This window comes from Variovorax xiamenensis, assembly GCF_050916385.1.
GTDB lineage: Bacteria > Pseudomonadota > Gammaproteobacteria > Burkholderiales > Burkholderiaceae_C > Variovorax.
The window spans coordinates 5,665,721-5,691,253 of the sequence record NZ_CP139038.1 but is presented as its reverse complement, the minus strand read 5'-3'; the positions used below and the strand labels follow the sequence as shown (position 1 = coordinate 5,691,253).

Annotated in this window: 22 protein-coding genes and 1 tRNA gene; 7 read left to right on the top strand and 16 right to left on the bottom strand. The window is 69.3% G+C overall.

Annotated features, from left to right (window positions below; all coding sequences use genetic code 11):
• The first annotated feature begins 28 nt into the window (after positions 1-28).
• From SFB74_RS25895 to fdhD, 5 genes are all read left to right on the top strand, one after another.
• Entirely contained in the window at positions 29-313 is a 285-nt protein-coding gene (locus SFB74_RS25895) for a YlcI/YnfO family protein (RefSeq protein ID WP_432727218.1), read from the top strand.
• Positions 310-624 carry a type II toxin-antitoxin system RelE/ParE family toxin gene (locus tag SFB74_RS25890; RefSeq protein WP_432727217.1) on the top strand — a complete coding sequence of 105 codons (315 nt, stop codon included), beginning with the start codon at positions 310-312 and terminating at the stop codon, positions 622-624. The genes SFB74_RS25895 and SFB74_RS25890 overlap by 4 nt, the downstream gene beginning before the upstream one ends.
• Positions 625-715: 91 nt before the next feature.
• Positions 716-3,079: an FdhF/YdeP family oxidoreductase gene (locus tag SFB74_RS25885; RefSeq protein WP_432727216.1), complete on the top strand. Its 2,364-nt coding sequence runs from the start codon at positions 716-718 to the stop codon at positions 3,077-3,079.
• Positions 3,076-3,363: a hypothetical protein gene (locus SFB74_RS25880; RefSeq protein WP_418122346.1), complete on the top strand. Its 288-nt coding sequence runs from the start codon at positions 3,076-3,078 to the stop codon at positions 3,361-3,363. The genes SFB74_RS25885 and SFB74_RS25880 overlap by 4 nt, the downstream gene beginning before the upstream one ends.
• Before the next feature lie 31 nt (positions 3,364-3,394).
• Positions 3,395-4,315, top strand: a complete 921-nt coding sequence (fdhD, locus tag SFB74_RS25875) for a formate dehydrogenase accessory sulfurtransferase FdhD (RefSeq protein WP_432727214.1) — start codon at positions 3,395-3,397, stop codon at positions 4,313-4,315.
• On the opposite strand, the gene mnmH is transcribed toward fdhD, so the two are convergent.
• Genes mnmH through SFB74_RS25850 form a run of 5 tightly spaced genes read right to left on the bottom strand, consistent with a single transcriptional unit; the run spans position 4,246 to position 8,679 of the window.
• On the bottom strand, positions 4,246-5,319 hold the full coding sequence (mnmH, locus tag SFB74_RS25870; RefSeq protein WP_432727213.1) for a tRNA 2-selenouridine(34) synthase MnmH: 1,074 nt from the start codon (positions 5,317-5,319) through the stop codon (positions 4,246-4,248). The two genes, fdhD and mnmH, sit on opposite strands and share 70 nt — an antisense overlap.
• A 43-nt stretch (positions 5,320-5,362) precedes the next feature.
• Positions 5,363-6,166: a phosphonate ABC transporter, permease protein PhnE gene (gene phnE, locus SFB74_RS25865; RefSeq protein ID WP_432727211.1), complete on the bottom strand. Its 804-nt coding sequence runs from the start codon at positions 6,164-6,166 to the stop codon at positions 5,363-5,365.
• Positions 6,163-7,005: a PhnE/PtxC family ABC transporter permease gene (locus SFB74_RS25860; protein WP_432731998.1), complete on the bottom strand. Its 843-nt coding sequence runs from the start codon at positions 7,003-7,005 to the stop codon at positions 6,163-6,165. The genes phnE and SFB74_RS25860 overlap by 4 nt, the downstream gene beginning before the upstream one ends.
• A complete protein-coding gene (locus SFB74_RS25855; RefSeq protein ID WP_432727209.1) occupies positions 6,996-7,811 on the bottom strand; it encodes a phosphonate ABC transporter ATP-binding protein in 816 nt (271 codons plus the stop codon). Before SFB74_RS25855 ends, SFB74_RS25860 begins: the two co-directional genes overlap by 10 nt.
• Positions 7,812-7,821: 10 nt before the next feature.
• The gene (locus SFB74_RS25850) at positions 7,822-8,679 is read right to left on the bottom strand and encodes a putative selenate ABC transporter substrate-binding protein (RefSeq protein WP_125946834.1); all 858 of its coding nucleotides are present in this window, start codon (positions 8,677-8,679) and stop codon (positions 7,822-7,824) included.
• 74 nt (positions 8,680-8,753) lie between these two features.
• Here SFB74_RS25850 and selD point away from each other — a divergent pair, with 74 nt between their 5' ends.
• Positions 8,754-9,821 (top strand): selenide, water dikinase SelD, encoded by a 1,068-nt coding sequence (gene selD / locus SFB74_RS25845; RefSeq protein WP_432727207.1) that lies wholly within the window; start codon positions 8,754-8,756, stop codon positions 9,819-9,821.
• Between the two features lie 147 nt (positions 9,822-9,968).
• Here selD and SFB74_RS25840 read toward each other — a convergent pair.
• From SFB74_RS25840 to SFB74_RS25790, 11 genes are all read right to left on the bottom strand, one after another.
• Positions 9,969-10,061 (bottom strand) — tRNA-Sec (locus SFB74_RS25840).
• Between the two features lie 20 nt (positions 10,062-10,081).
• Entirely contained in the window at positions 10,082-11,989 is a 1,908-nt protein-coding gene (gene selB / locus SFB74_RS25835; protein WP_432727206.1) for a selenocysteine-specific translation elongation factor, read from the bottom strand.
• Positions 11,990-12,002: 13 nt separating this feature from the next.
• Positions 12,003-13,211, bottom strand: a complete 1,209-nt coding sequence (locus tag SFB74_RS25830; protein WP_432727205.1) for a ferritin-like domain-containing protein — start codon at positions 13,209-13,211, stop codon at positions 12,003-12,005.
• Positions 13,177-14,037, bottom strand: a complete 861-nt coding sequence (locus SFB74_RS25825) for a phosphate/phosphite/phosphonate ABC transporter substrate-binding protein (protein WP_432727204.1) — start codon at positions 14,035-14,037, stop codon at positions 13,177-13,179. Before SFB74_RS25825 ends, SFB74_RS25830 begins: the two co-directional genes overlap by 35 nt.
• 15 nt (positions 14,038-14,052) lie before the next feature.
• Positions 14,053-15,168, bottom strand: a complete 1,116-nt coding sequence (locus tag SFB74_RS25820) for an acyl-CoA dehydrogenase family protein (protein WP_432727203.1) — start codon at positions 15,166-15,168, stop codon at positions 14,053-14,055.
• A gap of 39 nt (positions 15,169-15,207) precedes the next feature.
• The gene (gene selA / locus SFB74_RS25815; RefSeq protein ID WP_432727202.1) at positions 15,208-16,656 is read right to left on the bottom strand and encodes an L-seryl-tRNA(Sec) selenium transferase; all 1,449 of its coding nucleotides are present in this window, start codon (positions 16,654-16,656) and stop codon (positions 15,208-15,210) included.
• Positions 16,656-17,684 (bottom strand): formate dehydrogenase accessory protein FdhE, encoded by a 1,029-nt coding sequence (fdhE, locus tag SFB74_RS25810; protein ID WP_432727201.1) that lies wholly within the window; start codon positions 17,682-17,684, stop codon positions 16,656-16,658. The genes selA and fdhE overlap by 1 nt, the downstream gene beginning before the upstream one ends.
• A gap of 10 nt (positions 17,685-17,694) precedes the next feature.
• The gene (locus SFB74_RS25805) at positions 17,695-18,318 is read right to left on the bottom strand and encodes a formate dehydrogenase subunit gamma (RefSeq protein WP_093302200.1); all 624 of its coding nucleotides are present in this window, start codon (positions 18,316-18,318) and stop codon (positions 17,695-17,697) included.
• Between the two features lie 13 nt (positions 18,319-18,331).
• Positions 18,332-19,300, bottom strand: a complete 969-nt coding sequence (fdxH, locus tag SFB74_RS25800; protein WP_432727200.1) for a formate dehydrogenase subunit beta — start codon at positions 19,298-19,300, stop codon at positions 18,332-18,334.
• A gap of 3 nt (positions 19,301-19,303) precedes the next feature.
• On the bottom strand, positions 19,304-22,381 hold the full coding sequence (gene fdnG, locus SFB74_RS25795) for a formate dehydrogenase-N subunit alpha (RefSeq protein WP_432727199.1): 3,078 nt from the start codon (positions 22,379-22,381) through the stop codon (positions 19,304-19,306).
• A gap of 99 nt (positions 22,382-22,480) precedes the next feature.
• Positions 22,481-22,786 (bottom strand): hypothetical protein, encoded by a 306-nt coding sequence (locus SFB74_RS25790; RefSeq protein ID WP_432727197.1) that lies wholly within the window; start codon positions 22,784-22,786, stop codon positions 22,481-22,483.
• A gap of 202 nt (positions 22,787-22,988) precedes the next feature.
• Between SFB74_RS25790 and SFB74_RS25785 the strand changes: the two genes are divergently transcribed.
• A complete protein-coding gene (locus SFB74_RS25785; RefSeq protein WP_432727196.1) occupies positions 22,989-25,505 on the top strand; it encodes an ABC transporter permease in 2,517 nt (838 codons plus the stop codon).
• The last annotated feature ends 28 nt before the right edge of the window (positions 25,506-25,533 follow it).

Sequence of the window (25,533 nt, the reverse complement as noted above, 5' to 3'; positions counted from 1 at the left end):
TGCATCGCATAAGCGATACACTTTGGCGATGAAGACCGCCACCATTCCCTCTGTGCGTGTAGAGCCCGAATTCCGGGACGAGGTCGAGCGGGTGCTGGGCGAAGGCGAGACCCTGTCCCAGTTCGTCGAAGCGGCCGTCCGCGCCTGTGTGCTGCAGCGAAAGAGCCAGGCCGAGTTCGTCGCCCGCGGCATGAAGTCGTTGGCCAGCGCGCGGCGCAGCGGTGAATACGTCGAGGCGGGTGAAGTGGTGCAACGCCTCAGGACCAAGCTCGAATCGGCAGCGAAGAAGCAGCAAGGCGCAGCCCGCCGGTGAGCTACACGGTCAGGTTCACGCGCCAGGCGGCCGAAGACCTGGAGCGGCTGTACGACTTCGTCCTGGAACGGGAACTCGCCAGGGGCGGCGATCTTGAACTGGCTGCGCGGGCCCTCGAAGCGATCGAACAGGGCATGGCGACCCTCGGCTTTTCGCCCTTCACTTGCCGCAAAGCCGGCGACAGCCCCTTCATCCGCGAGCTCGTGATCCCGTTCGGCGCCAGCGGCTATGTGGCGCTGTTCGAAATAGAGGCAAGCGACTCGATCGTCGTGGCCGCCGTCAGGCACCAGCGCGAAGACGACTATCACTGACGACAAGGCGGCCGATTCATTTCCTTTTTGAATCGCCGCATGTCCCGATTCAATTTGACGCTCCGCCGGCCCACGGCGAACACTCGCTCGCATGAGCAGCGAGCAGAAGATCGAGTTTTACAAGGGCCCCGCGGGCGGTTGGGGCGCATTGCGCAGCGTGACGAATGCGCTGCTGCGGCAGGACATTCCCATCAAGGGCGCCAAGACGCTGCTCTCGGCCAACCAGCCTGACGGCTTCGACTGCCCCGGCTGCGCCTGGCCTGACCGCAACCACGCCTCCACCTTCGAGTTCTGCGAGAACGGCGTGAAGGCGGTGGCCGCCGAAGCCACCGCGCGCCGTGCCGGCCCGGAGCTGTTCGCGAAGCACACGGTGGCCGAGCTGGCCGAGCAGAGCGACTTCTGGCTCGAGGATCAGGGCCGGCTCACTAATCCCATGGTCTACGACGCGGCGAGCGACAAGTACGTGCCGATCGAATGGGACGACGCCTTCGCGCGCATCGCCCGTCACCTGAACGCGCTGCCCGACCCGGACCAGGCCATCTTCTACACCTCGGGCCGGGCGAGCAACGAGGCTGCCTTCCTGTACCAGCTCTTCGTGCGCGAGTACGGCACCAACAACTTTCCCGACTGCTCGAACATGTGCCACGAGCCCAGCGGCAGCGGCATGCGTCCGCAGATCGGCGTGGGCAAGGGCACGGTCACGCTCGACGACTTCGAGAAGGCCGAGGCGATCTTCATCTTTGGCCAGAACCCCGGCACCAACCACCCGCGCATGCTCGGCGAACTGCGCGCGGCCTCGAAGCGCGGCGCGCGCATCGTGAGCTTCAACCCGCTGCGCGAGCGCGGCCTGGAGCGTTTTGCCGACCCGCAGGACAAGCTCGAGATGGCGACCATGGGCTCCACGCCCATCAGCACGCACTACTTCCAGCTGCGCGTGGGCGGCGACTTCGCCGCCATCAAGGGGATGATGAAGCACGTCATCGAGCGCGAGGACGAGGCGGTCGCGAGCGGCAAGCCCTCTGTGCTCGACCATGAATTCATCGCCGGGCACACCACCGGCTTCGAGGCGCTGGCGTCCGACCTGCGCGCCGAGTCGTGGGACATCCTGGCACGCGAATCGGGCCTGAGCGAGGAGCAGATCCGCGCCGCGGCCAACGTGTACCTGGGCGCGAAGAGCGTCATCGCCTGCTGGGGCATGGGCATCACGCAGCACCAGCATTCGGTGGCCACGATCCAGATGATCGGCAACCTGCTCATGATGCGCGGCAACATGGGCCGAGAAGGCGCGGGTGCCTGCCCGGTGCGCGGCCACAGCAACGTGCAGGGCGACCGCACCATGGGCATCTGGGAGAAGCCGCCCGCTGCGCTGCTCGACCGTCTGCAGAAGGTGTTCGGCTTCGAGCCGCCGCGCCGCAAGGGCGTCGATACCGTCGAGGCCATCCAGTCGATGCTCGACGGCAAGGGCCGTGTGTTCTTCGCGCTCGGCGGCAACTTCGCGGCCGCCACGCCCGACACCTACCAGACCTGGAAGGCGCTGAAGCAGTGCGAGCTCACGGTGCACGTGACCACCAAGCTCAACCGCAGCCACGTGATCCACGGGCGCGAGGCGCTCATCCTGCCGTGCCTGGGCCGCACCGAGATCGACATGCAGGCCGGTGGCCAGCAGGGCGTGACGGTGGAAGACTCGATGAGCATGGTGCACATCTCGATGGGCATCAACCCGCCCGCGTCGGAGCACCTGCTGTCCGAACCAGCCATCGTGGCGCGGCTCGCCGCGGCCACCATCGGCGCGCGCAGCAGCACGCCGTGGCTGTGGCTCATCGAGGACTACGCGCGCATCCGCGACAAGATCGAAGCCGTGTTCGACGACTTCAAGGACTTCAATGCCCGCGTGGCCCACCCTGGCGGCTTCCGCCTGCGCAACACCGCGAGCGAGCGCGTGTGGAACACCGCCTCGAAGAAGGCCGTGTTCTTCACGCACGCCGTGCCGCTGGACACGCCTTCGCACCGCGCCCGCGCGCGCTTCGCGAAGAAGGGCGACACCATCGTCTTCACGCTGCTGACCACGCGTTCGCACGACCAGTACAACACCACCATCTACGGCATGGACGACCGCTACCGCGGCGTGTTCGGCCAGCGCCGCGTGGTCTTCATCAACAAGGAAGACATCCGCGCGCTCGGCATGAAGGACGGCGACTGGGTCGACATCCAGACAGTGTGGAACGACGGCCAGGAGCGCCGCGCCGACCGCTTCAAGCTGGTGGCCTACGACATCCCGCGCGGCAACATCGCGGCCTACTACCCCGAGACCAATCCGCTGGTGCCGCTGTCGGCCGTGGCGGAGAACGCGGGCACGCCGACTTCCAAGTCCATTCCCGTGGTGCTGGTGCCGCACGAGCTGCCCATCCAGAAGCTGGCGGAGGACGAAGCAGACGGCATGGTGGCAGCGGCATGAGTGCCTTGCTGCAGGACAGCCTGTCGGTGGCCATCCTGCGCATGCTCGCGCAGGAGCCCGACGGCACCGGTGTCTCGCTGCCGCGCCTGGGCAAGCGGCTCGGCCAGGGCGCCAGCGTGCTGATGCGCCGACTCACGATGATGGGCGACGCAGCCATCGGCGGCGTACGCGGCCCTGGCTGGGTGCGCGTGGTGCAGCACGACGACCGCTGGGTCGCGCACCTGCTCGAAGCCGGGCGGGCACAGGTGGGAACCCTGCCTCCCGAAGACGAAAACCGCGACTGAGCCGACAATGGCCCGCCGAGCCGGAGCCAACATGCCGCAGCCAGACACCCACGAGTCCGAAGACACCCTGCCGCCGCTGTCGCGGCACGCCGTGCGCGTGTTCGGCGAACGCGGCGTTGCGCCCGAAGGCGTGCTGCGCGACGACACCCTCGCGTCCGAGGTTCCGGTGGCGCTGGTGTTCAACGGCGTCTCGCACGCGGTGATGATGGCCACGCCGCAAGACCTGGAAGCCTTCGCGCTCGGCTTCGCGCTGAGCGAAGGCATCCTCGACACCGCAGCCGACTGCCGCGGCATCGACGTGCGCACCATTGACGCTTCCGAAGCCGGCCTGCCGGATGGCATGCCCGGCATCGAGGTGCAGCTCGAGATCTCCACGCGCAGCTTCGAGCGCCTGAAGGACCGCCGGCGCAGCCTCGCGGGCCGCACCGGCTGCGGCGTGTGCGGCGTCGAGAGCTTCGCGGGGCTGGACCTCTCACCGCAGCCCGTGCCGCCGCGCGACTGGATCGAGCGCATCGACTTGCCGACCGTGCTGCGCGCCTTCGCCGCCATGCCGCCGCGCCAGGTGTTCAACGCCGAAGCCGGCGCCATTCACGCAGCCGCATGGGCCACTATCGATGGCGAGCTCACCGACCTGATGGAAGACGTGGGCCGCCACAACGCGCTCGACAAGCTGCTCGGCAGGCTCGCGCAAGCGGGGCGCCTGCAGGAGCCGGGCTTCGTGCTGATGTCCAGCCGCGGCAGCCATGAGCTGGTGCGCAAGTGCGCGCGCCTCGGCATCGCGGCGATGGCCACCATCTCGGCGCCCACCGCCATGGGGGTGCGCATGGCCGAACTCTGCGGCCTGCGCTTCTGGGGCTTGTGCCGTGCGCCGCGCGGCGTGCTCTATGCCGACGGGCTTGCAGCGCCGCTGTCGAGCGCCAGCACCGCATCGGCCACGGCCTCGATGCCCTGATCCGATAGATCGCCCGCCGCCACGCGCTGCCGCTGCGCCCAGGCGCGGAAGTGCAGCTCCTGCGACTTCTGGTAGTGCGGGTCGTAGTGCAGCGACATCAGTTCCGCGAACAGATGCGGCAGGTCGGCCTCGTGCGCCCACTGCTGCCAGCGGGAAACGGTTTCCTTGCCCTGCAGTTCCTTCAGCGCGCCGAGCTTGTCGGCCAGCGCGTCGCGGTCGTCGCCCAGGTAGGCGTAGTCGCGCAGCAGGTAGGCCAGCCGGGCCTCGGGCGTGGCCGACACCTCGATGCATGGCGCGGCGCGCATCCGGGCCACCAGCGGCAGCGGCAGCGACAGCCGTCCGATGCGGATGCTCTCGCCCTCGACGTACAGCGGGCGCGAAGGGTCGATGGCCTCCAGAACCGCCGCAATGCGCGTCTCGAAATGCTTCTGCGAAGGCTGCGGCACACCCGGCAGCGAACCCAGCAGCGAGCCCTTGTGGCTGGCGAAGTCCTCCAGGTCGAGCACCTGTGCGCCGCGCTCAGCCAGCGCGTGCAGCACGCGCGTCTTGGCGCTGCCGGTGGCGCCGCAGATCACGCGCAGGTCCAGCTTCGGCGTCAGCGAGTCGATCTGCGAGATGACGTGGCGGCGGAAGCTCTTGTAGCCGCCGGCGAGCTGCTGCGCATCCCAGCCCACGAGGCGCAGCCAGGTGACCATCGAGCCGCTGCGCATGCCGCCGCGCCAGCAGTAGACCAGCGGCTTCCAGTTCTCGGGCCGGTCGGCCAGCGTCTCGCGCAGGTGCCGCGCGATGTTGGCTGCCACCATCGCGCCGCCGATGCGCCGCGCCTCGAAGGCACCGGTCTGCACGTAGACGGTGCCGACGATGTGGCGCTCCTCGTCGTTCAGCACCGGGCAGTTGATGGCGCCGGGGATGTGGTCGAGCGCGAACTCGGCCGGCGAGCGGGCGTCGATCAGCGTGTCGAAGGCGTGGCGGTCGGCCACCCGCACGGGCTGGCGATGACTCATGGCAGAAAGAACCTCATGCCCTGATTGTCGGCGACCGAGGCAATCAGGCGTAGGCCGGTCCTAGGCCTTTTCGCAAGCGAGCGCTCGCAAAGTCCACCAGCGTGACCAGCACGAACATCGCGATCAGCACCGTCATCGCCTGCTGCTGCTGGAAGATCGACAGGTGGAAGTACAGCAGCTGCCCCAGCCCGCCGCCGCCCACGAAGCCCAGCACGGCCGCCATACGGATGTTCATTTCCCAGCGGTAGAGCGTGTAGGCCACCCATTGCGGCAGCACGATGGGCAGGCTGGCGTAGCTGAAGGAGGCGACGGGGCCCGCGCCCGAGAGCGTCAGCGCGTGCTCGGGTTCGCGCGGCGCGTTCTCCAGCGCCTCGGCGAACAGCCGGCCCAGCACGCCCGTGGTGTGCAGCGACAGCGCCAGCGCGCCCGCGAACGGCCCGATGCCGGCGGCCAGCACCATCAGCGCGGCCCAGACCAGCTCGGGCACGCTGCGCAGGAAGTTGAGGGCGAAGCGCGCCACATGGCGCGGCATCCACCCGGCGCGGCCGGAGGCGGGCAGGGCCAGCACCGCGCCCGCAAGCGCCGCCAGCACCGTGCCGAGGGCCGACACCGCCAGCGTCTGCAAGGCCCCATGCCCGACCCTGGCGAGGAAGTCCGGCGACACGTCGGGCGGGAAGAACTCGGCGATGAACTTGCCCATGAGCCGCAGCGACTCCGCCGAGCCCAGCGCACGGTAGTCGATGCCCAGATAGGCAAAGCTCGCAACCACTGCCACGCCGATCAGCAGAAGGGCGATGCGACATCGCCAGCACGGCGGCGGGCGCGGGGGCAGCGTCTTCGCCGTCATGCCAGCAGCCTCCGCAGCGCGCTGCTCAGCAGGTCGGCCAGCAGCACCAGCGCCAGGAACACCAGCAGGATGCTGCTGGCTTCACCGCCGTTGAGCATCTTCATCGACTGGTCCATCAGCTGCCCCAGCCCGCCCGCGCCGACGAAGCCCATCACCACCGAGGCGCGCACAGCGCATTCCCAGCGATAGACGGTGTACGAGGCCAGCTCCTGTGCCGTGTTCGGCAACAGGCCGTAGCACAGCGCCGCGAGCCGGCCGCTGCCGCCTTCGAGCAGCGCGCGGGCGGGGCGAGTGTCGGCCGATTCGAGGATCTCCGCGTAGACCTTGCCCAGCATGCCGCCGTAGGTGATGGCCAGCGCCAGCACGCCCGCGGCCGGGCCGAGCCCGAGCGCGCGCACGAAGAGCAGCGCCCAGACGATCTCCGGAATCGCGCGCAGCACCATCAGCAGCCAGCGCGCGGCCTGCCGCACGATGCCTGCCTGCACGCGGCCCGGCCCCGGTCCGATGCGCGAGATGGAAAGCGCGCGCGTCGTCACGAAGCCCAGCGGCGCGCCGATCAGCAGCGCCAGCGCGGTGCCGGCCGTGGCCATGGCCAGCGTCTCCAGCGTGGCCTTGAGGAGCAGGGCGAGAAAGGCCGGCGAGCCGTCGGGCGGGAAGAAGCCCGCGAGAAAGCCGCCGATGACCGCGAGATTGCCGCCGCTGAAAAGCGCCCATGGGTTGAATTCGGACAGCGCCAGCATCGGCCACGCGATGACGAGCGCGGCGGCGCAGGCGGCCAGCCGCCGCGCGGCGTGCGGATCGCGCTGTGCGGCAGCCCTGGTTGCGGCGTTCAAGGACAGTCCGGCCGGTGGAAGGCCGCCTCCACCATCGCGCCGGCCGGCAGCGGCCGTTGCGTCGCGATGCCGCCTTCGCTGGCGTAGAGCGCATCGAGCATCTCGGGCGTGACCTGCGCGGCTGGCAGGTCGAACATCACCGTTCCGCCGCGCATGCCGACGATGCGCGGAAACCAGCGCAGCGCCAGGTCCACCGCGTGCAGCGAGGCCATCAGCGTGGCGCCCGTCGATTCGCTCTGCGCGACGAGCTGGCCGATGGCAGCGTCGGCCAGCGTGGGGTCGAGCGCGGACACCGGCTCGTCGGCCAGCAGCAGGGCAGGGCGCTGGTACAGCACGCGCGCGATGCCCACGCGCTGCAGCTGGCCGCCGGAGAGCCGGTCGCAGCGTTCGAACAGCCGGTCTTCCAGCGCCAGGCGCGAGAGCGCCTCGTGCGCGCCGGCGATGTCCGAGGGATGCAGCAGCGAGCCCAGCGCGCGCAGCATCGACCACTCGCCGAGCCGGCCCGCGAGCACGGCCGTGACCACGCGCAGCCTCGGCGCGATGGGCGGCGACTGGTGCACGGTGCCGATGCGCGCGCGCAGCTTCTTCAGCGCCGCGGACGGCAACTGCCACGGCCTGGCGCCGAGCGTTTGCACTTCGCCTTCGGTGGGCCGCTGCGCCGCGCCGAGCACGCGCAGCAGCGTGGTCTTGCCGGCGCCCGAGGGCCCGATGACGGCGATGCGTTCGCCGTCGCGCGCGGCCAGCGTCACATCGGCCAGAGCGCGCTGGCCGTTGGGGTGAACGACGCCCGCGCTTTCCAGCGAAAAACTCATCCGCGCAGGCTCACTTGATCAGGCCCGCCGACTTGCCCGCCGTCTCGATCCCGTCGTAGTTCGACGACTTGGTCGGAATGAACTTGCTCGCGCGCTGCAGCGCCATGATTTCCTTGTGCGCCGGGTTGGCCGGATCGAGCTTCAGGAAGGCGTCGGTCAGCTTCTTCGTGACGGCGGCATCGAGCCCCGGGCGCACCGTCCAGTTGTAGTCGTAGTAGGTCGGCGTGGTGGCCAGCACGCGCACCTTGGCGGCGTTGGGGTTCTTGGCCTCCACCAGCTTGTCCCACACCGAGGCGTTGAGCACGCCGGCTTCCGCGCGCGATGCGGCCACGAAGGCCACGGTGGCGTCGTGCGCTCCCGAGAACGCGACCGTCTTGAAGTCCTTCTCGGGGTTGATGCCCGCCTGCAGCAGGAAGTAGCGCGGCATCAGGCTGCCCGAGGTGGAGGAGGGCGCGCCGAACGCGAAGGTCTTGCCCTTCAAATCGGCCAGCGTCTTCGCGGTGCTGTCCACCGGCACGATGAACTTGCTGGTGAACACCTCGTCCTCCGCCCGCTGCACGATCGGCACCGCGCCGCCGTTGGTGCGGATGCGCGCCTGCACGAAGGTGAAGCCGCCCAGCCAGGCCAGGTCGATCTTGTTGGTGGCCAGGCCCTCGACCACGGCGGCGTAGTCGGTCACGGGCGTGAACTGCACGTCCATGCCGGTTTCCTTCTTCAGGTAGTCGCCCAGCGGCGTGAACTTGCGCTGCAGCTCGGTGGGGGCCTCGTCGGGAATCGCCGAGACGCGCAGCACTCCCTGGGCGAAGGCCCCGAGGCTCGCGGCGGAGAAGGTCAGGGCAAGGGCCAGTCGGGTGAGTGTCTTTTTCATGGATGCGCCTCAGGTGCGTGCGGGATAGGAAGGGACGGGATTGTAGAAAGCGGGCCCGATTCGATAATCGCCCCATGAACCCAACGCTCATGAACCCGCTCGCGCCTCTGCGCCTCACGAGTTTTTCGCATGGCGGCGGCTGCGGCTGCAAGATCGCGCCGGGCGTGCTGTCGCAGATCCTCAAGAACCAGGCCGGCGGGCTGATCCCGCCCGAGCTCATGGTGGGCATCGAGACCGCCGACGACGCGGCCGTCTACCGGCTCAACGACCAGCAGGCGCTGATCGCGACCACCGACTTCTTCATGCCCATCGTGGACGACCCGTACGAGTTCGGCCGCATCGCCGCGACCAACGCGATCAGCGACGTCTACGCCATGGGCGGGCGCCCGATCATGGCGCTGGCGCTCGTCGCCATGCCGATCAACCAGTTGCCGGTGGAGGTCATCGCCGAGATCGTGCGCGGCGGGCAGGACGTGTGCCGCGCGGCCGGCATCCCGATCGCCGGCGGCCACACCATCGATTCGGTCGAACCCATCTATGGCCTCGTCGCCATGGGCCTCGTGCACCCCGAGCGCGTGCGCCGCAATGCCGATGCGAAGGCCGGCGACGTGCTCGTGCTGGGCAAGCCGCTCGGCGTGGGCGTGCTCTCCGCAGCTCTCAAGAAGGAAAAGCTCTCCGAGACCGGCTACCGCCAGCTCATCGAGAGCACGACGAAGCTCAACACCCCCGGCATCGCGCTCTCGGCCCTCGACGGCGTGCATGCGCTGACCGACGTCACGGGCTTCGGCCTGGCCGGCCACACGCTCGAACTGGCGCGCGGCGCCAAGCTCAAGGCGGTCGTCGAGTGGTCGAAGGTGCCGCTGCTCGAAAACGTGCTGGCCATGGCCGCCGAAGGCTTCGTGACCGGTGCATCCGGCCGCAACTGGGCCGGCTACGGCGCGGAAGTGAGCCTCGCGCCCGGCCTGCACGCCACCACGCAGAACCTGCTGAGCGACCCACAGACCTCCGGCGGCCTGCTCGTGAGCTGCGCGCCCGATGCGGTCGATGCGGTGCTGAAGGTCTTCCGTGACGAAGGTTTTGCGCGCGCCGCGGTGATCGGCCGTGTCGAAGCAGGAGAGCCCTCGCTGCACGTGGTGCCTTGACAGAGCGGTCCTACGCCAGCGCTTTTGGTGGGCAGTCGCCGTCGCGAGCGGTCCGAGCTTGCGCCGAGAAGCGCAGACGTACATGGGTACGTCGAGCATCGCAGGTGCGAGATCGGACTGCGCAGCAGGCGAATGCCCGCCAAAAGGCGGAAGGGGGAAGGAGTCGAACCTTCCCGGCGACGACTGGCGCCACCAACCGGGTTTGAAGCCCGGCCGCCCCACCAGGGACGATCCCCTCCCATGATCGTTTCCGTTGCTGTTCAAGGCCTTACCCCGAACAACGACGTATCCGGCCGCAGCAGGTGGGTGTCCTTCACCCGTCGCGTGTAGCCGACACGATCGAAAAACTCCAGCAACTGGATCGCGCGCTTGCGCCCCAACCCGGTCGCATCGCGAAAACTCGCGGCCTGCAGCCCTTCGGGGCCGTCGAGGCAATCCCGCGCAATGGCTGCCAGCCGTTCGATGGTCGCCAGCGGATAGTACAAGTCCTTCACCACCTGGAAGGCCTCGCCACGCCGCGCGAGGCTTGCGAGCGTCTGCCGCACCATCGCCTCGCTCGCCGCGCAGTCCTTGGCGAGGTCGCGCACCCATGGCGGATCGAAGCCACCATCGGCCAGTTTGGGCAGCAGCTTCTGCGCGAGCTTCTGCTCGGCCTCGTTGAGGCGCGCCGCGTGGTCCGGCAGATGCAGCCAGGTGCCGCTGCGCACCAGCGTGCCGCGCGCGACGAGCTCGTCGAGCGCATGGCGCCAGAGCGCGTCGTCCGTGCGCGGCCCGGCGAGACGCTTGAGTCGGCGCGCATCAGGGCCGACTTCGTCGGGCGCGGTGCGATGGAAATCCGAGAGGCGGCCGGCGATCTGTTCCTCGAGCGCGTCCAGGTGCGCTTGCGCGATGGCCGTGTGGCCGATGCGTACGGCATCGGCCGGCAGCGGCAGGGCCTCTTCATCGGCCAGCGAGAGGGCGCGCGCGGCCTGCGCAGTGTCCATGCCCAGTGGCGCGTTGTGCAGCAGCGCGGCCACGCGAGCGGCGCGGTCGTCGTTGGCCCAGGCCGTCAGCGTGCGTAGCCGCTCCGGCGTGCGGCGATACCGCACCGGCGCGAACGGATCTAGCACGCGCACGCCGGCCACGGTGCGCGTGGCCGAGGCATCGCGCAGCACGCCGCGATCGCCGTGCCATGCACCGACCGGCTCCCGCAGCACCAGTTGGGCAAGTGCCGTCTCGCCGGGCGAGAGCGCATCGCGATCCAGCAGCGCGACCGATGCCATCACATCGCTCGCGCCCAGGTGCGCGTGCACCGTCGCGCCCGAGCGCAGAGGCCTTGCCTCGTCGGGCCACAGCGTGAGCAGCACGTCGATGCGCGCGGAAGCGAGCGCGACATCCGGCGCGCAGACCCAATCGCCGCGATGCACTTCGTCCTTGCCGACACCGGCCAGCGCGAGCGCGCAGCGCTGGCCCGCGTGCGCCGTCTCGGCCTGCTGGTTCTGTGCATGGATGCCGCGCACGCGCACCGGGCGGCTGCCCGGCGCGACGCGCAGCTCGTCGCCGATGCGTACCGTGCCGCTGAAGACCGTGCCGGTGACGACGGTGCCGACGCCCGAGAGGCTGAACGACCGGTCCACGGCAAGGCGAAAGGCCAGGTCGTCTTCGTGTGCCCGTTCCTGCCGCGCAACTTCCAGAAGCCGCTCGCGCAGCGCGTCGATGCCTTCGCCCGTCGTGGCCGACACCTCCAGCATCGGCGCCGAAGCCAGCGGCGTTGGCGCGAGCAGAGCCGCGATGTCGGCCCGCACCTCGGCCAGCCGCGCTTCGCGGACGGTCTCGTCGATGCGGTCGATCTTGGTGATGGCCACCGTGGCCTCGCGCACGCCCAGCAGCGCCACCACCGCGAAGTGCTCGCGTGTCTGCGGCATCACGCCGTCGTCGGCGGCGACCACCAGCAGTGCGTGGTCGATGCCGGTCGCACCGGCCAGCATGGTGTGCAGCAGGCGCTCGTGGCCCGGCACGTCGACGAAGCCCAGCGACACCCCGTCGGGCGCGTGCAGGTACGCATAGCCCAGCTCGATGGAAATGCCACGCCGCTTCTCCTCGGGCAGCCGGTCGGTATCGACGCCGGTGAGCGCGCGCACCAGCGTGGTCTTGCCGTGGTCGATGTGGCCTGCGGTGCCGATGATCATCGTGGGTGCGTCGTCACATGAAGTTGCGGGTGTGCAGCTCGGCGAGCCGCTGCGCCTCGTCGTGCCCGAAGCCCAGCCGCGCGAGCCGCGCCCGGCGGCCGGCCGCCATGTCGCGCTGAAGCTGCTGCACGGCCGCATGGCCGCGCGCGACGGTATCGGGAGAGAGTTCGCCCGCGGCCAGCAGCACCAGCGAGTCGAACACTTCCTCGTTGAGGCCCGCCGTGCCGGCCAGCGTGTCGTAGCGAACCTCGATGGCATTGCGCAGCCGCACCTGGTAGTCGGGCTGCACCGAGAGCCGGTATTCGAGGTGCGCCATGCCGAAGGCGACATGGCGTGCCTCGTCGCGCGCAGCGAGCCGTGCGATCTGCCGGGTCACCGGGTCGGGCGCGTGCGCGTGCAGGAAGTTGAGCAGGTTCACGAAGCTGCCCTCGCCGAGCACGGCCAGCAGGAAGGTTGCGATGGAGAAGTCGGGCGCGTCGAACAGCGTGCGCAGCGAGGCCTGCCCGCCGGCCGTCGACAGCGCGGGCTGGTGGCCACGCAGCGTGGCGCGGCGCGTGAACACCTCCACATGCCGCGCCTCGTCGGCGCATTGAAGCGCCAGCAACTGCAGCACTTCGCGGAAGTGGGGGTGGATCTGTCCGAGGTGGCGCGCCGGCACCAGCAGCGCGGCGTTCTCGTTCTCGATCAGGTAGGTCATCACCTGCACCACGGCGGCTTCGACGGCGCTCGGCAGCTCGAAGGGCGCGTCCCAGTCGATGGCGGTCGCCGGATCCCATTGGGCTGCCGCCGCCTGCCGATAGAGCTCGCCGGCCGTCTCGGCCCAGAGCTCGTCGCGGCGGTGCAGCGCGAAGAAGAAGGGCGGGCTGCCGGCTTCCACCGTGGCGCCGCGGGCGGCGAGGCCCCAGCCGGGCGCGGCGTCTTCGGCGGGCGTGCCGTTGGCGTCGCCCTGCGCGAAGCCCGTGGATTGCGCACCGAGCCAGCGGCCTTCGGCATGCGGGCCGCGCGTGACGAGTGCTTCTTCCTGCGCCGCGTCGAAGTGCAGCACGTGCCCCTGGCTGCGACACCATGCCTCCAGGTGCATGCGCCAGTCGGGCGAGTTCCCGCGCACGCGCAGCTCGCCGCCCACCGGCCGCTCGGCCAGCGCGCGGCGGATGAGCAGCAGGGCGCCCTGGTCGAGGCCCAGCGACTCAATATCGATAGTCGGGATTGGTGATGCGGCCATCGCCGTCGTAGAAGAGCTCGTCGTCCACCGCGCGTTCGAGCAGGGCGTAGCCGCTGGTGCGACCGGTGCGCCATTCGCGCAGGCCCTCGAGTTCGAGCAGCGGGCGCACCTGCGGGTCGTCCCAGCGCATCGCCATCAGCAGCGAGACGAAGCGATCGACCAGCGCTGCAGGCGCGCCGGGGCTGGTGGTGAAGTTGCAGTGGTCGTACGCGCCGGTGCGCGCCAGCACGCGCGTGCTGCCCGAGGGCAGCGTGCCGTCGAGGCCGAAGGCCAGGTGGTTGCCGTCGATCAGGCAGCAGGCGTCGACCTCGCCGGCCATCAGCGCGACGGCCGCGTCGCGCTCGCCGCCGATGTGGTCGCCGTGCTTGCCTCCGAGCACGTCGAAGTAGCGCGCCTGGAAGTCGCGCGGCTTCAGCAGGCCTTCGGTGCGCAGGTGGTCGAGCGGGATCAGCGTGGCCTGCGGCGAATCGAGCGCGCCGAAACCGACGGTCTTGCCGCGCAGGTCGGCCAGCGATTGCACCGGGCTGTCGGCGCGCACGACGATCGCCGAACGCAGGTCGCAGTCGGTGTCGCGCATGGCCACGGCCTGCACCTGAAGGCCCCGGCTGCGTGCGATGCGCTCGGCACGGACCCAGGCCAGCGGCGAGTTCCACGCCAGGTGCAGCGTGCCGTCGAACTGCGCCTCGACCTGGCTTTCGTAGTTCGAATACAGCACGTAGTCGAAGGGCAGGCCGTTCTTCACGAAGAAGGCTTTGAAGCCCTCCCAGATGGTGACGACCTTGGGCGCGTAGGCCACGGCGCCCATGATCAGCGTCTGCTGCGGCATCTCGCGGCTCCTTTCTCAGAACAGCGGCAGGCCGGTGATGGCCTTGCCGATGAAGTCGTAGAGCACGTCGGAGGTCGGCGCCATCACGCTCGATGCGCGCGCATCGCGGAAGAGCCGTTCGATGCCCGCCTCCTTTCGGAAGGCCGCACCGCCGCACACGCGCATTGCGATGTCGGTCACTTCGAGAGCGGATTCGGCTGCTGCCGCCTTCACCTCGAGCACGCGCAGCATGGTGTCGGCGCGGCCCGCGCCGATGGCGGCGATGGTGTCGTCCAGCAGCGCCTGCGCCATGTCGGCCTTGATGCGTGCCTTCGCCAGATAGGCGCGGATGGTGGGCAGGTCGGCCAGCGACGAATCGAGGTGCAGGTGCCGCGTCTGGCTCACATGGCCGATGGCACCGCGCAGCGCGCCTTCCATCAGGCCGGTGGAGCATGCGGCGCTGAGCACCGAGAACCACGGCAGCACCACGCCCATCATGGTGTCGAAGCCTTTGCCGTCCTCGCCGAGCCGGGCGTTGGCCGCAATGCGCACGTCCTTCGCCGTGATTGGCGTGGAGGCATTGCCGCGCAGCCCCAGCCCGTCGAAGCGGCCAGGCTGGCTCAGTCCATCGGACTTGGCATCGACCAGCCACAGCGTGCTGGCGCCCTCGGCCGCCAGCGGCTTGCTCGACCACACGTAGCTGTCGGCTTCGAAGGCCGAGGTGACCCAGCTCTTGCGGGCGTCGAGCACCACGTTGCTTCCGTCCGCGCGCGCGGTGCCGGTGGGTGCCCAGAAGTGGCTGCGCGAATCGGCTTCGGAGAAGGCCAGCGTGCTCAGGTGCTTGCCGCTGGCGATTGCGCGCCGCACGGACTCGGGGCCGAACTGTTCGAGCACGGCAGTGGCGCAGTAGTGCATGCACACCACCATCGCGGTGGAAGGGCAGGTCTGCGCGATGCGCGACACCACCTGCGCGGCTTCCTTCAGGCCCAGCCCCTGGCCCCCGACCGACGCGGCCGAGACCAGCCCGAGCAGGCCGGCCTCGCCCAGCGCCGAGATCGTCTCTCGTGGAAAGCGTCCCTCTGCGTCGGTGCGCTGCGCCAGGGGCTGCAGCGTTTGCGTTTCGATACCGGCGAGCACTTCGAGGGGGTTCATCGCTTTCTCCAGACAGGTGGTTGAGGGAATCGGGGTCTGCTACATCAGCCGCTCGCGCAGGGTGTCGAGCTGGCCTGTGAAGGTGGCGCTGTCTTCCAGGCAGCGCAGGTCGAGAAGCAGGCGGTCTTCGGCGATGCGGCCGATCACCGGCAGCGGCAGGCCGCGCAGCGCGGTGGCGAGGGCATCGAGCGCGGTGCCGATGCCTTTCTTCGAGGTGCCGGCCGGCGCGAGCGCAAGGCCCGCCGAGGGCAGGCGCTCCACCGGCAGCGAGCCGGAGCCGATCTGTCCAAGCAGCGGCACCACCTCGACGGTGAAGCGCGGCGACACGGCGGCCTGCACCGGCGCCTTCAGCGCCTCGGCCATCTCGCGGATCGCATCGGCGGGCCGCGTGAGCAGCCGCAGCGTCGGCAGGTCCTGCGCCAGGCGCTCGGGCCGCAGGTACAGCGAGAGCGTGGCCTCGAGCGCGGCCAGCGGCAGCTTGCTCATGCGCAGCGCGCGCTTCATCGGGAACTTGCGGATGCGGCCCACGGCCTCCTTGCTGCCCACGATGAGCCCGGCCTGCGGCCCGCCCAGCAGCTTGTCGCCCGAGAAGGTGACCACGTCGCAGCCGGCCGCGAGCATTTCCTGCGGCAGCGGCTCGCGCGGCAGGCCATAGTGCGCGAGGTCGATCAGCGAGCCGCTGCCCAGGTCGGTGGCCAGCGGCACGCCGCGCGCGTGCGCGATGCCGGCGAGCGTGGCTTCGTCGACCGCGGCGGTGAAGCCCTGCACCGCGTAGTTGCTGGTGTGCACCTTCATCACGAGCGCGGTGCGCTCGTTGATGGCGCGTTCATAGTCCTGCGGATGCGTGCGGTTGGTGGTGCCGACCTCGACCATGCGCGCGCCCGCGCTGGCCATCACGTCGGGCATGCGGAAGGCGCCGCCGATCTCCACCAGCTCGCCGCGCGAGACGATCGCCTCGCGCTCGCGCGCCAGCGCCGCGATGGTGAGCAGCACGGCAGCCGCGTTGTTGTTGACCACCGTGGCCGCTTCGGCGCCGGTGATGGTGCACAGCAGCTCTTCCACCAGCGAGTCGCGATCGCCGCGGCTGCCGGTGGCGAGGTCGTACTCGAGGTTGTTGGGCGATGTCATCACCGCGAGCAGCCGCTGCAGCGCCGCATCGGCCAGCAGCGCGCGACCGAGGTTGGTGTGGATGACGGTGCCCGTGAGGTTCAGCACCGCCTTCATGCGCGGCGCGAGGCGGGCCTGGATGCGCGATGCGAGCGCAGCGCCCAGCGCGTCGGGTTGCACGTCGGCAGCGGCGAGCTTGCCCGCCACGGCCCGAGCGCGAAGCCCTTCGAGCAGCGCGCGCGCTTCCTTCACCACCAGCGTATGGCCGTGCTCGGCCAGCAATGCGCCCGGCACGGCGAGGCGCAGCAGTTGATCGACAGAAGGCAGATCCTGGGGCCTTGCCGTCGAGCCGTGGACCACGGACTCTTCGGGCGCTGCCATCAGCCGCCTCCGCCGTCGTCGGGTATTTCGGGGTCGCCGAAAAGGAGCATCAGATTGTGGCCGCTGCGCTGGTGGCCGGCTTCGGAGACGAGCAGGTCGAGCGTGACGCTCGCGAGGTCGTCGGCGACGGGCTCGACTTCGGGGTCTTTTTCCATCGCGATCTGCTTGAGGTAGTGGCCGCAGCTGTCGCAGCACTCGGCCTTCACCGCGCCTTCGCGCGCGCCGGTGGCGGGCAGCTCTACGCCGGGCTGCGGCGAGAGCGACTCGAAGTGGATGCCCTTGGTGCTCTCGCAGTGCGTGCATTTGATGCGCACGTAGTGCCACTCGGTGCCGCACAGCGAGCAGTGCAGGTAGCGGAAGCCCGCTTCGTCGGCGCCGATGCGCGTGATGCTCGCGGTGGGCGCGCTGCCGCAGCAGGGGCATTCGTTGCCGGGGTCGGTGCGTCCGTAGATGTTCTCGCCCTCGCGTTCGGCCACCTGCAGCACGAGCTGCGTCCAGTACGCCTGAAGGCCGGCTGCGATCAGCGGCGCGGCCGCGAGGTCTAGCCCGAACATGATGCGGCGCGAGAGACGGTCGGCCTGCTCGTTGATCCATGCATCGTCAGTGGCCATCACGCGGTCGAGCGTGTCGCGCGCGGGGCCCTCGGGCAAGCGGGCGCGGAAGAGGCCGAGCAGGCGGCGCAGTTCCTTCAGCCACACGGGATCGCGCGTCCAGCCGAAGGCGGGCATCGGCGGCTTCAGCACCTTCGCGGCGGCTTCGAGCGCTTCGGATTCGGGCAGATCGACTGGCGCATAGTCCTGCAGCACCTGGTGCTGCGCCTGCGCGAGGTCGGCGATGAAGATCAGGTACTCGCGCATCGGATGCGAAGCCGCGAGCTGGCGAAGCCGCAATTGCCGGTCGGAGAACACGAGGGAGCGCACCGGCAGGCGCAGGAACGGCATCTGCCGCCCGGCCTGCATGGCGATCTGCTCAGGCTCGAGGATGCGTGTGGTCCGGGTCGGCGGTGGGTTGCCGGGGGAACTCGTCATCGGCGCAGTATCACTCACCTCGCGTCATTTTGCGATGCCAGAGAGGATGGTTGAGCTTCGCCCATCCCTCGGTGACCGTGCCGCGCGTCATCGCACGCAGCGTGCCCTTGACCCAGATCGCCGCGTAGATGTGCGTGATGACCGAAAGGATCAGCACCACGGCCGAAGCCGCGTGCACCACCACCGCGATGCGCCGCACGAGGATCGGGAAGAAGCCGACGAACCACGGGCTCCAGAACATGAAGCCCGTCACCAGCAGCAGGAGCAGGCTGATGCCGAAGGCCCAGAACACCAGCTTCTGCCCGGCGTTGTACTTGCCCACCGGCGGCATGCCCGACTTGTCGCCCTTGAGCATCTTCGGCGCGTTGGCGATCCACTCGCGGTCGCCCTTGTCGAGGATGTTCTCGCGCCACATCGTGAAGAACAGGAACACGAAGCCCAGCACCATCAGGAGGCCCATGAAGGGATGCAGGATGCGCGTCCACGGCCCGCCGCCGAAGAGGTTGGTCAGGAAGAACAGGCTGGGGTGGAAGAAGGCCAGGCCCGAGAGCGCGGCGGCGAAGAACATGATCGCGACGAACCAGTGGTTCATGCGCGTGGCGTCGCGGTAGCGGCGAAGGTAGTAGCGTGTCATCGCGTTCTTCTCCTCATGCGCGGGGTGCGGCGGACGGCGGCGAAGAAGCCGAGGCCGGCGGTTCCTCGATCACCACCACGTCGTCGGGCCTGCCGTCGCGGTCGGCGTCGGGGTGGTCGTCCTTGGGCTCGATGGGGCCGGTCTTCATGTAGTGGAAGAAGCTGCCCACCACGGCGCCGATCATGGCGACCATCGCGAGCGGCTTGGCCACGCCCTTCCACAGCGAGACCAGCGGGCTGATCTGCGGATCCTTCGGCAGGTCGGCGTAGAGCTGCGGCCGGTCGGCGTGCTGCAGCACGTACATCACGTGCGTGCCGCCCACGCCCGCCGGGTCGTACACGCCGGCGTTGGAAAAACCGCGCTCCTTCAGGTCGACGATGCGCTCCGAGGCGTACTCGTGCATGTCTTCCTTGGTGCCGAAGTGCAGCGCGCCGGTGGGGCAGGCCTTCACGCAGGCCGGCTCCAGGCCCACGCCCACGCGGTCGGAGCACAGCGAGCACTTGTAGGCCTTGTTGTCGACCTTGCTGATGCGCGGCACGTCGAAGGGGCAGCCGGTGACGCAGTTGCCGCAGCCCACGCAATGCTCGCTGATGAAGTCGACGATGCCGTTGGCGTACTTGACGATCGCACCCGGCGAGGGGCACGACTTCAGGCAGCCGGGGTCGTCGCAGTGCATGCAGCCGTCCTTGCGGATCAGCCACTCGAGCTTGCCGGCCTCGGGCTCGACCTCGGAGAACTTCATCACCGTCCAGGAGGCCGGCGTGAGGTCGACCGGGTTGTCGTAGGTGCCGTGCGTGGTGCCGACCTCGTCGCGCAGGTCGTTCCACTGCATGCACGCGACCTGGCAGGCCTTGCAGCCGATGCAGGTCGACACGTCGATCAGCTTCGCCACCTGCTGGACCTGCGGGCGGTGGCGGATCTCCGGCGACGGCGTGGTCGTGGCCGAGCGGGCGGCGATGTCGAGGGTTTGAAGAGAGGACATCGTTCAGGCCTTCTCGATGTTCACGGTGAACGACTTATACTCGGGCGTCTGCGTGTTCGCGTCGCCCACGAAAGGCGTCAGCGTGTTCACCAGGTAACCCGGCTTGGCCACGCCCACGAAGCCCCAGTGGTTCGGCAGCCCCACGGTGTGCACGGTGCGGCCGTCCACCTGCAGCCCGACGATGCGCTTGGTGACGACCGCCACGGCCTTGATGTAGCCGCGCTTGCTCGACACCTTCACCATGTCGCCGTGGCCGATGCCCTTCTCCTTCGCGAGCTCCTCGCCGATCTCGACGAACTGCTGCGGCTGGATGATGGCCGAGGTGCGCACGTTCTTGGTCCAGTAGTGGAAGTGCTCGGTGAGCCGGTAGCTGGTCGCCACGTACGGGAAGTCCTTCGGCACGCCGAGCTTCTCGAGGTCGCCCTTGAAGATGCGTGCCGCGGGATTGGCGCGCGCCTTCTCGTTGTTCGGGTGCATCAGGTTGTTGACCAGCGGCGACTCGAAGGGCTCGTAGTGCTCGGGCAGCGGTCCCTCGGCCATGCCGGTGGGAGCGAAGAGTCGCGCCACGCCCTCGGCGGTCATGATGAAGGGACGCACCGCCTCGGCGTCGGTCGGGCTCGCGTCGGGTCGGATGTCGGGCACGTCGGCGCCGCCCCATTGCTTGCCGTTCCACGCGACGAGGCCGCGCTTCGCGATCCACGGCTTGCCGGTGGTCGGGTCGGTCGAGGCGCCGTTGTAGAGGATGCGCCGGTTCGCGGGCCAGGCCCACGCCCAGTTCTGCACCATGCCGATGCCGTACGGGTCGGCGTTGTCGCGCCGCGCCATCTGGTTGCCGGCCTGCGTCCATGCTCCGGCGTAGATCCAGCAGCCGCTGGCGGTACTGCCGTCGTCGCGCAGCAGGCCGAAGCCCGAGAGCTGCTCGCCGGCCTTGGCCAGCGGCGGCTTGGTCGGGTCCTTCGGATCGGTCAGGTCGGCCAGCGCGCGGCCGTTGTATTCCATCGCCAGCTCCTGCGCGGAAGGCGAGTGCGGAATCTTGTAGGGCCAGGTGAGCTTGACGATCGGATCGGGGAAGGCGCCGCCGTCCTTCGCGTAGGCCGCGCGCATGCGGTTGAAGATGCCCGCGACGATCTCGATGTCGCCCTTGGCCTCGCCCGGCGGCTCCGCGCCCTTCCAGTGCCACTGAAGCCAGCGGCTGGAGTTGGTGAGCGAGCCGTCTTCCTCCGCGAAGCAGGTGGAAGGCAGGCGGAACACCGTGGTCTGGATGTCGGCGGACTTGACGTCGTTGAACTCGCCGAAGTTGCGCCAGAACTCGCTGGTCTCGGTCTGCAGCGGATCGATGGTGACCAGGAACTTGAGCTTCGAGAGCCCGTCGACGATCTTCTTCTTGTCGGGGAACGAGCCCACCGGGTTGAAGCCCTGGCAGATGTAGCCGTTGAGCTTGCCCTGGTTCATGAGCTCGAAGGCCTGAAGCACGTCGTAGAGCCTGTCGATCTTCGGCAGGTAGTGGAAGGCCCAGTCGTTCTCGGCCGTGGCCGCGTTGCCCCACCAGGCCTTCTGCATGCTGACGAAGAACTTCGGGTAGTTCTGCCAGTAGCTCATCTGGTTGGGACGCAGGGGCCTGAGCGCGCGGGTCTTGTAGTAGTCCTCCAGCGTCTGCTCGTTGTCACGCGCCAGCGACATGTAGCCCGTCAGCGAGTTCGACAGCAGCCCCAGGTCGGTGAGGCCCTGGATGTTGCTGTGGCCGCGCAGCGCGTTCATGCCGCCGCCGGGCACGCCGATGTTGCCCAGCAGAAGCTGCACGATGGCGCCGGTGCGGATCATCTGCGAGCCCTGGCTGTGCTGTGTCCAGCCCAGCGCGTACATGATGGTCATGGTGCGCTGGGAGGTGCTGGTGCTCGCGATGTACTCGCAGACCTTCAGGAACTTGTCCTGCGGCGTGCCGGTGATGCGGCTCACCATCTCGGGCGTGTAGCGCGAATAGTGCCGCTTCATCACCTGCAGCACGCAGTTCGGGTCCTGCATGCTCATATCGACCCTGGCCATGCCCTGCTCGTCGAGCGCGTAGCCCCACGACTTGGGGTCGTAGTTGCGCTTCTCGGCGTTGTAGCCGCTGAACAGGCCGTCCTCGAACTTGTAGTCGGGGCCGACGATGAAGGTCGCGTTGGTGTAGTTGCGGACGTACTCGGTCTGTATCTTGTCGTTGGTCAGAAGGAAGTTGATGACCCCGGCCAGGAAGGCGATGTCCGACCCCGCGCGGATCGGCGCGTAGTAGTCGGCCATGGCGGCCGAGCGCGTGAAGCGCGGGTCGACCACCACCAGGCGGGCCTTGTTCTGTTTCTTGGCCTCGATGACCCACTTGAAGCCGCACGGATGCGCCTCCGCGGCGTTGCCGCCCATGATCAGCACGACATCCGCGTTCTGGATGTCCTGCCAGTGGTTGGTCATCGCGCCTCTGCCGAACGTCGGGGCCAGACTGGCCACCGTGGGTCCGTGTCAGACGCGTGCCTGGTTGTCGAACACCAGCATTCCGGTCGAGCGGAATGCCTTGTGCGTGATGTATCCGGTTTCGTTGGACGAGGCCGAGGCGCAGAGCATGCCGGAGCTGGTCCAGCGGTTCACGGTCTTGCCGTCGGCGTTGGTGGTCTGGAAGTTGGCGTCGCGGTCGGCCTTCAGCAGCTTGGCGATGCGGTCGAGCGCCTCGTCCCAGCCGATGCGCTTCCACTCGGTGCCGCCGGGTTCGCGCACCTCGGGGTACTTCAGCCGCATGGGGCTGTGCACGAAGTCGAGCAGGCCGGCGCCCTTGGGGCACAGCGTGCCGCGGTTCACGGGGTGGTCGGCATCGCCCTCGATGTGGAGGATGTCGGATACCACGTTCTTCGCCTTGTCGCCCAGGCTGTACATGATGAGCCCGCAGCCCACCGAGCAGTACGGGCAGGTGTTGCGCGTCTCGGTGGTGCGCGCGAGCTTGAAGTTGCGGGCCTCGGCCAGCGCGGCGGTCGGCGAGAAGCCGAGTGCGACGATGCTGGAGCCGACCAGCCCCGCGCTGCTGACGCGGAAGAATTGCCGGCGGTTCATGTCCATGACGGAACCTCCTGCGGCGGTGAAGTGATGGGTTGTTTCATCGTGGTCTTCTTTTCTTCTTGCGGGGTAACTTCGAATGAACCTTGCGTGCCGGCCGCGCTACTTGGGCGCCGTGCCGTCGCCTCCGCTGGGCGCGGGCGCCGCGCCGCCGGAGGTGCCGCCGCTGCCGGCCGGCCCGCTCATGCCGCCGACGGCTGCGCCGCCCTCGGACGGGCCTTGGTGGGAACTGGAGGATTCGACCTTGTCACCGGATGCGGCGGGCGCGACGCCCGTGGGGCTCGCGCCGGTGGCGCCGGTGCTTGTGGAGGCCTTCGGCGCGGGGGGCTTGGGATCGCATGCACTTGCCAGCAGGCCGGCGGCAAGGCACAGGCCGATGATCTGCAAGCGCTGCTGACATCGTGGCATCGACACTCCTTGTGGGAAGGGCGGATCCGGCAACGGGCTGTTTTTATGGCCTCGTCTTCCGCTCGCCGGGTGTGCCCGGTTTGCGACAAACGGGATGCGTTTGTCGCATCATGCGACAGCATCCTGCCAGGATCAAGGGCAAAAGGAGCGCAATAACCCTCGAAGCGACCCGTGGCGCCGGGCGTCGGCTATTGTTCGCGCCATGAATGCCTCCCTTCGCCTGGGTTGGCGCACGCTCTGGCGCGACCTGCGCGCCGGCGAGTTGCGCCTGTTGATCGTCGCCGTGCTGCTGGCCGTGGCCGCGCTCACGGCTGTCGGCTTCTTCGCCGACCGGTTGCAAGGCGGCCTGAAGCGCGACGCGCGCCAGCTGCTGGGCGGCGACGCGGTGATCGTCAGCGACAACCCGACACCCGAGGCCTTCGTGGCGCAAGCGAAGTCGCTGGGGCTGGAGGGCACCAGCACCTACGGCTTTCCGACCATGGCCCGCGCCGACGATGCGCAGGGCGGCGCCAGCAAGCTGGTGGCGCTGAAGGCGGTGACGGCCGGCTATCCGCTGCGCGGCAGCCTGCAGACTTCCACCACCATCGACGGCGCCGGCGCCGTCACGCGAGACATTCCTCCGCCCGGTGAAACCTGGGTCGATGCATCCTTGCTCGATTCGCTGGGCCTGAAGGTCGGCGACACGCTGCTGCTGGGCGACACCGGCCTGCGAGTGGGCCGCGTCATCACGCTGGAGCCCGATCGCGGCGCCGGCTTCATGAGCTTCTCGCCGCGCGTGATGCTCAACCAGGCCGACGTGGCCCGCACCGGGCTCGTGCAGCCGGCCAGCCGCGTGGGGTATCGCTATGCCGTGGCGGGCAGCGACGCCGCGGTCAAGCGCTTCACCGACTGGGCCGACGCCACCATCAAGAAGGGCGAGCTGCGCGGCGTGCGCCTCGACTCCTTCGAGAGTGGCCGGCCCGAGATGCGCCAGACGCTCGACCGCGCCGAGAAATTCCTGAGCCTGGTCGCGCTGCTCGCGGCGCTGCTGTCGGCCGTGGCGGTGGCGCTGGCCGCACGCGGCTTCGCGGCCAGCCATCTCGACGACTGCGCGATGCTGCGCGTGCTCGGACAGAGCCAGCGCACCATCGCCATTGCCTATGCCTTCGAGTTCGCGGTGATCGGCATCGTGGCCAGCGCATTGGGCGTGGCCATCGGCTTCGCGGTGCACTATGTCTTCGTGCTGCTGCTGGCGGGGCTGGTCGAGACCGCGCTGCCCGCGGCCACGCTGTGGCCCGTGGCCTTCGGGCTGGGCATGGGGCTCACGCTGCTCTTCGCCTTCGGCCTGCCGCCGGTGCTGCAGCTTGCGCGCGTGCCGCCGCTGCGCGTGATCCGGCGCGACGTGGGCGGCCTCAAGCCGGCTTCGCTCGCGGTGCTGGGCGTGGGCGTCGCGGGCTTCGCGGCGCTGCTGATGGCGGCGAGCAGCGACATCAAGCTGGGCCTGATCGCCGTCGGCGGCTTCGCGGGCGCGGTGGCGGTGTTCGCGCTGCTGAGCTGGCTGGCGGTGAAGGTGCTGCGCCGCAGCGTCAACGAGGCGACCGCGCCGCGCTGGCTGGTGCTGGCCACGCGGCAGATCTCGGCGCGGCCGGCCTACGCGGTGGTGCAGGTCAGCGCGCTCTCGGTGGGCCTGCTGGCGCTGGTGCTGCTGGTGCTGCTGCGCACCGACCTCGTGGCGAGCTGGCGCCAGGCCACGCCGCCCGATGCGCCGAACCGCTTCGTCATCAACGTCATGCCCGACCAGAGCGAGGCTTTCCAGAAGTCGCTGCGCGACGCGGGCGTGAGCAAGTTCGACTGGTACCCGATGATCCGCGGACGGCTCGTCGCCATCAACGACAAGCCCGTGACGCCCGACGACTACACGGAAGACCGCGCCAAGCGCCTGGTGGACCGCGAGTTCAACCTCAGCAACAGCGTGGACGCGCCCGCGCACAACAGCATCACCAACGGCAAGTGGACACCCGGTGCCGCCGGCGAGGTGAGCGTGGAAGAGGGCCTGGCCGAGACGCTGGGCCTGAAGATGGGCGACATGCTGCGCTTCGACATCGGCGGCATGCAGAACGACGCGCGCATCACCTCGCTGCGCAAGGTCGACTGGGGCTCGATGCACGCCAACTTCTTCGTGATGTACACGGTGGCCTCGCTGGCCGACGTGCCCACCACCTACATGGGCGCCTTCCGCGCGCCCGAGACGCGCGGCTTCGACAACGCGCTGGTGCGCAGCTACCCGAACGTGACCAACGTCGACATGAGCGCCACCATCAACCAGGTGCAGCGCGTGCTCGACCAGGTGATCCGCGCGGTCGAGTTCCTGTTCGGCTTCACGCTCGCGGCCGGCCTCGTGGTGCTGTTCGCCGCGGTGACGGCCACGCGCGAGGAGCGCGCGCGCGAGTTCGCCGTGATGCGCGCGGTGGGCGCTCGCGCCAGCCTGCTGCGGCAGGTGCAGCGCGCCGAACTCGCGGGCGTGGGCCTGCTGGCGGGCTTCCTCGCGAGCATCGTGGCCGCGCTGATCGGCTGGGGGCTGGCGCGCTTCGTGTTCGAGTTCACCTGGACCGCTTCGCCGCTGGTGCCGGTGGCCGGTGCGCTGGCCGGGGCGGTGCTGGCGCTCGGCGCGGGATGGTGGGGCCTGCGCGAAGTGCTGCGCCGGCCGGTGGTCGACACGTTGCGCCGCGCCGCCGAGTAGAAGCAGCCGGAAGCAATCTTTTTCTTCG

Bases quoted from the DNA above. Each gene is read 5' to 3' on its own strand.
- SFB74_RS25895 (WP_432727218.1), top strand. From the start codon at position 29: ATGAAGACCGCCACCATTCCCTCTGTGCGTGTAGAGCCCGAATTCCGG.
- SFB74_RS25885 (WP_432727216.1), top strand. From the start codon at position 716: ATGAGCAGCGAGCAGAAGATCGAGTTTTACAAGGGCCCCGCGGGCGGT.
- SFB74_RS25880 (WP_418122346.1), top strand. From the start codon at position 3,076: ATGAGTGCCTTGCTGCAGGACAGCCTGTCGGTGGCCATCCTGCGCATG.
- fdhD (WP_432727214.1), top strand. From the start codon at position 3,395: ATGCCGCAGCCAGACACCCACGAGTCCGAAGACACCCTGCCGCCGCTG.
- mnmH (WP_432727213.1), bottom strand. From the start codon at position 5,319: ATGAGTCATCGCCAGCCCGTGCGGGTGGCCGACCGCCACGCCTTCGAC.
- phnE (WP_432727211.1), bottom strand. From the start codon at position 6,166: ATGACGGCGAAGACGCTGCCCCCGCGCCCGCCGCCGTGCTGGCGATGT.
- SFB74_RS25855 (WP_432727209.1), bottom strand. From the start codon at position 7,811: ATGAGTTTTTCGCTGGAAAGCGCGGGCGTCGTTCACCCCAACGGCCAG.
- SFB74_RS25850 (WP_125946834.1), bottom strand. From the start codon at position 8,679: ATGAAAAAGACACTCACCCGACTGGCCCTTGCCCTGACCTTCTCCGCC.
- selD (WP_432727207.1), top strand. From the start codon at position 8,754: ATGAACCCAACGCTCATGAACCCGCTCGCGCCTCTGCGCCTCACGAGT.
- selB (WP_432727206.1), bottom strand. From the start codon at position 11,989: ATGATCATCGGCACCGCAGGCCACATCGACCACGGCAAGACCACGCTG.
- SFB74_RS25830 (WP_432727205.1), bottom strand. From the start codon at position 13,211: ATGGCCGCATCACCAATCCCGACTATCGATATTGAGTCGCTGGGCCTC.
- SFB74_RS25825 (WP_432727204.1), bottom strand. From the start codon at position 14,037: ATGCCGCAGCAGACGCTGATCATGGGCGCCGTGGCCTACGCGCCCAAG.
- SFB74_RS25820 (WP_432727203.1), bottom strand. From the start codon at position 15,168: ATGAACCCCCTCGAAGTGCTCGCCGGTATCGAAACGCAAACGCTGCAG.
- selA (WP_432727202.1), bottom strand. From the start codon at position 16,656: ATGGCAGCGCCCGAAGAGTCCGTGGTCCACGGCTCGACGGCAAGGCCC.
- fdhE (WP_432727201.1), bottom strand. From the start codon at position 17,684: ATGACGAGTTCCCCCGGCAACCCACCGCCGACCCGGACCACACGCATC.
- SFB74_RS25805 (WP_093302200.1), bottom strand. From the start codon at position 18,318: ATGACACGCTACTACCTTCGCCGCTACCGCGACGCCACGCGCATGAAC.
- fdxH (WP_432727200.1), bottom strand. From the start codon at position 19,300: ATGTCCTCTCTTCAAACCCTCGACATCGCCGCCCGCTCGGCCACGACC.
- SFB74_RS25790 (WP_432727197.1), bottom strand. From the start codon at position 22,786: ATGCCACGATGTCAGCAGCGCTTGCAGATCATCGGCCTGTGCCTTGCC.
- SFB74_RS25785 (WP_432727196.1), top strand. From the start codon at position 22,989: ATGAATGCCTCCCTTCGCCTGGGTTGGCGCACGCTCTGGCGCGACCTG.